Origin of the sequence: Spirillospora sp. NPDC046719 (assembly GCF_040645715.1) — a bacterium.
Classification (GTDB): Bacteria; Actinomycetota; Actinomycetes; order Streptosporangiales; family Streptosporangiaceae; genus Spirillospora.
Map to the genome: position 1 here is coordinate 1 of NZ_JBEYYT010000543.1, position 5,377 is coordinate 5,377.

General features: G+C 73.9%; 7 protein-coding genes. 3 read left to right on the forward strand and 4 right to left on the reverse strand.

What is annotated here, in order from left to right:
• The coding region (locus ABZ914_RS45485) for an MBL fold metallo-hydrolase (RefSeq protein WP_500200896.1) at positions 1–652 on the forward strand (652 nt) is incomplete at its 5' end.
• Positions 653–705: 53 nt separating this feature from the next.
• Positions 706–1,188 carry a pyridoxamine 5'-phosphate oxidase family protein gene (locus ABZ914_RS45490; protein ID WP_500200897.1) on the forward strand — a complete coding sequence of 161 codons (483 nt, stop codon included), beginning with the start codon at positions 706–708 and terminating at the stop codon, positions 1,186–1,188.
• Between the two features lie 60 nt (positions 1,189–1,248).
• Here ABZ914_RS45490 and ppk2 read toward each other — a convergent pair whose 3' ends face one another.
• The 3 genes from ppk2 to ABZ914_RS45505 all read right to left on the reverse strand — a co-directional run bounded on the left by ppk2 (position 1,249) and on the right by ABZ914_RS45505 (position 4,359).
• Positions 1,249–2,070: a polyphosphate kinase 2 gene (ppk2, locus tag ABZ914_RS45495; RefSeq protein WP_500200898.1), complete on the reverse strand. Its 822-nt coding sequence runs from the start codon at positions 2,068–2,070 to the stop codon at positions 1,249–1,251.
• A gap of 126 nt (positions 2,071–2,196) precedes the next feature.
• A complete protein-coding gene (locus tag ABZ914_RS45500; protein WP_500200899.1) occupies positions 2,197–3,405 on the reverse strand; it encodes a globin domain-containing protein in 1,209 nt (402 codons plus the stop codon).
• A 51-nt stretch (positions 3,406–3,456) separates the two neighbouring features.
• Positions 3,457–4,359 carry an Acg family FMN-binding oxidoreductase gene (locus ABZ914_RS45505; protein WP_500200900.1) on the reverse strand — a complete coding sequence of 301 codons (903 nt, stop codon included), beginning with the start codon at positions 4,357–4,359 and terminating at the stop codon, positions 3,457–3,459.
• Between the two features lie 380 nt (positions 4,360–4,739).
• On the opposite strand from ABZ914_RS45505, the gene ABZ914_RS45510 reads away from it, so the two are divergent.
• Entirely contained in the window at positions 4,740–5,153 is a 414-nt protein-coding gene (locus tag ABZ914_RS45510; protein ID WP_433234775.1) for a hypothetical protein, read from the forward strand.
• Between the two features lie 83 nt (positions 5,154–5,236).
• On the opposite strand, the gene ABZ914_RS45515 is transcribed toward ABZ914_RS45510, so the two are convergent.
• Positions 5,237–5,377 (reverse strand): LuxR C-terminal-related transcriptional regulator (locus tag ABZ914_RS45515; RefSeq protein WP_500200901.1); only part of this gene is annotated, 141 nt, incomplete at its 5' end.

Consider the following 5,377-nt stretch of genomic DNA (forward strand, 5'->3'; position numbering starts at 1 on the left):
CGCCGCCCGCACCGGGGCGCGGCAGGTCGGCGGCCCGTCCGCCGCCCACGTCGGACGCGGCGGCGGCCTCCCCGACGACGAGATCGTCCGGGCCGCGCCCGGCGAACCGATCACCTGCGGGGCCTTCACCCTCACCCTGGTCGAATCCAGGCACTGCCCGCCCGACCGGTACCCCGGGTCGATCGCGCGCCCGGTCGTCCCGCCGGTCAGGGCGTCGGCCTACCGGTGCGGCGACGCGTGGTCCCTGCTCCTGCGGCACGCCGGCGGCCGTACCGCGCTCGTCCAGGGGAGCGCGGGCTTCGTCCCGGGCGCCCTGGAAGGACGATCCGCCGAGGTCGCGTACCTCGGCGTCGGCCAGCTCGGCCTCCAGGACGAGGAGTACGTCCGGGCCTACTGGAAGGAGACGGTCGAGGCGGTGGGGGCGCGCCGGGTCGTCCTCGTCCACTGGGACGACTTCTTCCGGCCGCTCGACAAGCCGCTGCGCGCCCTGCCCCGTCTCGGCGACGACCTCGACGCCACGATGCGGATCATCGGCCCGCTGGCCGCCGAGCAGGGCGTCCCGCTGCACTTTCCCACCGTCTGGCGGCGCGAGGACCCCTGGTCGGGCCTGCCCGGCGGCGATCGCCGCCCGGCGCGCCACGAGCGTCCATGAGTCGGGACCTTAGGCCCTGACCGGGCCCCGCGCGGGCCGAGCATGGTGGAGGAATGCAACTCGATCGCAGTGGTCTGGAGATCCTCGGTCCCGACGAGTGCCGGGATCTGCTGCGGCACGCCGAGGTCGGCCGGATCGTCTTCACCCACAACGCCCTGCCGGCGATCCAACCGGTCAACTACGTCCTCGACGGCGAGGACGTCGTGTTCCGGACGTCGCGGACCTCCCGGCTGGCCACCGCTGCGAGCGGCGCCATCGTCGCCTTCGAGATCGACGCGTTCGACGTCGGCGCGCGGACCGGCTGGTCGGTGGTCGCGATCGGCCCGGCGCGCCGCGTCTCCGCGCCCGGCGAGATCGCCGCGCTGGAGAGGCTCGACCTGCGCGCCTGGGCGCCGGGGGAGCGCGACCAGTTCGTCCGGCTGCGTCCGGAGATGCTCTCCGGACGTCGCATCCCGGGCGAGAACGGTGTCGCCTCGCACGACGCGGCCATGGCCCTCGGGCTGCACCCTGGCGACAACGGCTCGGCGCTCATCTGACGCCGGGAAACGCCTGCTCCGGCGGTTCGACCAGCGGTCAGCGGCCGGTGCGGCCAGCGGTCAGCGGCCGGTGCCCAAGGTCGCGGAGTGGTCGGGGACCTGCGTCTGCATCTCGCGCGGCGACCGCTCGTAGCCCTTCGGGGCGGGACGCGGGGGCAGTTCCAGAGGCGGGCGTTCCACCTCGTGGTAGGGGATCGTCGACAGCAGGTGGGCGATCATGTTGATCCGCGCCCGCCGCTTGTCCTCGCTCTCCACGACGTACCACGGCGCCTCGGGGATGTCGGTGTGGACGAACATCTCGTCCTTGGCGCGCGAGTAGTCCTCCCACCTGGTGATCGACTCCAGGTCCATGGCGGACAGCTTCCACCGGCGCATCGGGTCCTCCAGCCGGCTGCGGAAGCGCCGCTCCTGCTCGGCGTCGCTGACCGAGAACCAGTACTTGCGCAGCAGGACGCCGTCCTCGACGAGCAGCCGCTCGAAGATCGGGCACTGGTGGAGGAAGCGCGTGTACTCCTGCTGGGTGCAGAAGCCCATGACGCGCTCGACGCCCGCCCGGTTGTACCAGGACCGGTCGAACAGCACGATCTCGCCGGCGGCGGGCAGGTGCTCGACGTAGCGCTGGAAGTACCACTGGGTGCGCTCGCGGTCGGTCGGCGCGGGCAGCGCCGCGATCCGGGCCACGCGCGGGTTGAGGTACTCGGTGACCCGCTTGATCGTGCTGCCCTTGCCGGCCGCGTCCCGCCCCTCGAACACCACGACGACGCGGGCGCCCTCGGCGCGCACCCACTCCTGCAGCGTCACCAGTTCCGTCTGGAGCCGGGCCAGCTCCCGCTCGTAGACGTCGCGCGGCAGCCGCTTGACCTTGCCCGACGCCTTGCCCATGGCGGCCTCCCGTCTCGACGTGCCCGGCCAAGTAGATCACGGTGCGCCGGGGCCGGCGATCTCAAGGAGGGACGGTGGTCACGCGCGGCGGTCACGCGGCGTCGTGCCGCCGCCGTGCTCGTCTCGTCAGTCGTTCTGCTGCCACAGGTCGGGCCCGAAGACCTCGTAGTGGATGCGCTCGTCGCTCACACCGGCCTTCAGCAGGCCGTGCCGGACGTCCCGTATGAACGGGATGGGGCCGCACAGGTAGGCGCGCGCCTTGGCGGGGACGCGCACCGGCAGCGCGTCGAAGTCGATGCGTCCGGCTATGACCTGGTCGCCGCTCGGGCGGTCGGGCTGCTCGTACCAGGCGATGGCGTCCAGCTCCGTCATCCAGCGGGCCGACTGGGCGGTCTGGACGCGCAGCGCGTGCGCGGCGGGGGAGCGGTCGGCGTGGAGGGCGATGACGCGGCGTCCCGGGTGCGTCGCGGCGAGATGGTCCAGGATCGCGGCGATCGGCGTGATCCCGATGCCGCCGCTGACCAAGACCAGGGGTTCGGAGCCGTCCTCCAGGACGACGTCGCCGAACGGTGCCCCGACCAGCAGCTCGCCGCCGGTCTTCAGGTTGCGGTGCAGGTGGGTCGAGACCGCGCCGTCAGGGGCTCCGGCGACGCCGCGCACCCGCCGGACGGTGATCTGCATCGAGACACCGTCCGTCGCCCGGGACAGCGTGTACTGGCGCGGCTGCCGCAGCCCGCCCGGCAGGTCGACCGCCACCGACACGTACTGGCCGGGACGGTGGCAGACGACCTCCCCGCCGTCCGCCGGCCGCAGGACGAACGACACGACGTCCTCGGCCTCGTCGCGGCGCTCGGTCACCCGCCAGGGCCGGTACTCCGCCGCGGGATCGCAGCCGGCCTCCTGGTAGAGCCGGGCCTCCTCGGCGACCAGGAGCGTCGCGAACAGCCAGTAGACCTCCGACCAGGCGGCGTGCACCTCCGGCGTCACCGCGTCGCCGAGCACGTCGGCGACGGCGTCCATGAGGTGGCGGCCGACGATCGTGTACTGCTCGGGCCGGACGCCGAGGGACGCGTGCTTGTGCGCGATCCGCGACAGCAGCCGCTGCGGCGCCGCCGCGGTGTCCGGCCCGCACAGCCGCCGGGCGAACGCGACGACCGAGCCCGCCAGGGCCTGGCGCTGCTCGCCGTTGGCCTGGTTGCCCTGGTTGAACAGGTTCCGCAGCTCGGGATGCGCGGCGAACATCGCCGGATAGAACCGGCCGGTGATCTCGGCGCCGTGGGCCGCGACGGCGGGCAGGGTCGCCTGGACGATCTCGGTGTTGCGGGGGGAGAGCACGGTGCTGCCTTCCTTCGTTCGCTGGTGCGGGCCGGGGGAGCGCGGGCGGGGTCAGCCGCGAATGCCGGGCGGGGCGGTCTCCAGCACGTCGGAGACGGGACGGCGCGGAGTGGACGGCGCCCTCGGCCCGTACCCGACCCGGACGATCGCCTGGATGCGGCGCCCCGTGTCGTACCGTGGCGCGGCGGCGCGGCGGTCCATGTCCCCCACGTCCAGCGGCTGGATGAGCGGGTTCGTCGCGACACCGAGATCGGTCGCGGTCAGCAGCACCCGCTGCAGCGCCTGCCCCGCGCTCAGCCACGTCGCGGGGCCGTCGCCGCGGGTCATCAGCACCGCGAGCTGCGGGTGCCGGACGCACGTCCACCGGTCGAGCTCCGCCTCGTAGGCCGGGTCGGACTGCAGGCGCCGCTCCGCCCGTCCGACCAGGTCGAGCAGCTCCGGGACGGCGTGGCGTTCGATCGGCCACAGCTCGGCGCCTTCCGTCCGGGCGGCGGCGGCCAGGGCCGTCCACACGTCGTCCGGGACGCGCCGCGCGGCGAACGGCCTGCGGTTGCCGTGGCGGGTGCGGATCGCCGCGTAGAGGCGCCGCTCGGCGGCCGGGGCGGTGACGCGGGGGCCGGTCCGGATCTCGGCCAGGAGCGTGGAGTCGTGCGCGGCTCCGGCGAGAACCCGCACGTCGGGGCGGTGGCCCGTGGTGAGCATGGCCAGGCGCGCGTTCAGCAGCGCGGCGCCGCAGCCGATCGTCATCGAGCGGCCGCGCGGGTCGATGACCGGCAGCCGCCGCGACGCGTCGGCGTGCAGTTCGAGCGCGCCGCGGGAGAGGACGAACCGCCACGGCTGGGTGTTGTGCACCGACGGGGCCGCGATCGCGGTCGCGACCACCCGCCGGACACCCTCGGGGGTCGCCAGCGGATCCCGCGTCGCCGGTTCCCCGGACGTGCGCGCCCCGGTCATGACCGGAAGGGGGCCGCTGCACCGCCGTGACCGCGCGGGGGCGCGAGCGTCAGCGCCGCCCGGACCGACAGGACCGGTTCGTGGGCGTGCGCCGCCCCGGCAGTGGCCCGGCTTGGGCGTGGCATGGCTTCTCCTGGGGACTCGGGTGGGCGGCCCGTCCCGGACGCCCGGTGAGACCGCCCCGTCTCGGATCGCCCCTCCACGATGGCCCCGGCGATCATCACCGCCCAGGGACCTTGGTCCTTCGGCCGAGGGGCCTTCGGTCCGAATGTCCCGATGGGCGCTCGCGCCCGACCGGCCGCGAACTTCGGGACCTTCGTCGCCCGGACCGGGACCTCCCGCCCTACGGGGGCCCGGCCCGCCGCCGGGATCGTGGAGGCATGAGCGCCACCGCCGTGGATGCGACCACCCTTGAGGACGTCCTACGAGAACGCCATCGCCGCTGCCTGCCCGCCCTCGCCCGGTTGAAGCTCCTCGCCCGGAACGGCAAGGGCACCGGAACCGACGTCCGCGCCGCCACCACCGAAGTGCTCAAGGAACTGGACGCCGCCGAGGCGGTCCTGCTCGACGCGTTCTCGGGCAGCGTCCGGCGCGAAGCCCTCGCGCACTTCCTCGCCTGCCGCGTCAACCGCCTGACGATCGTCGCCGAGCACGCCGCCGCGACCGCGGACGCCGGTGATCTCCCCGTACTGCGCCGCCTGCTCTACCAGTTCCACGCTCTGGCCGAGGCGATGTGGAAGGTCCAGCTGGGCTTGCGGATCCGGAACCCGCGCTCCATCGCCGGCAGGACCTGAGGCTCGTCACGGGACGTCAGGGACCGGACGGGGACCGGAGCCCGACATCCTTCGTCTCGCGGGCGGGGGTGCGGTGCGGCCGTTCACCTGTAGTGGTGGTGGTTTTTGTCGGTGTCGGCTTTGAGTTGGGCGGCGAGGGCGGCGGCTTGGGTGCGGCGGCTCATGCCGAGTTTGGTGAAGATGCTGGAGATGTAGTTCTTGACGGTTTTTTCGGCGAGGAAGAG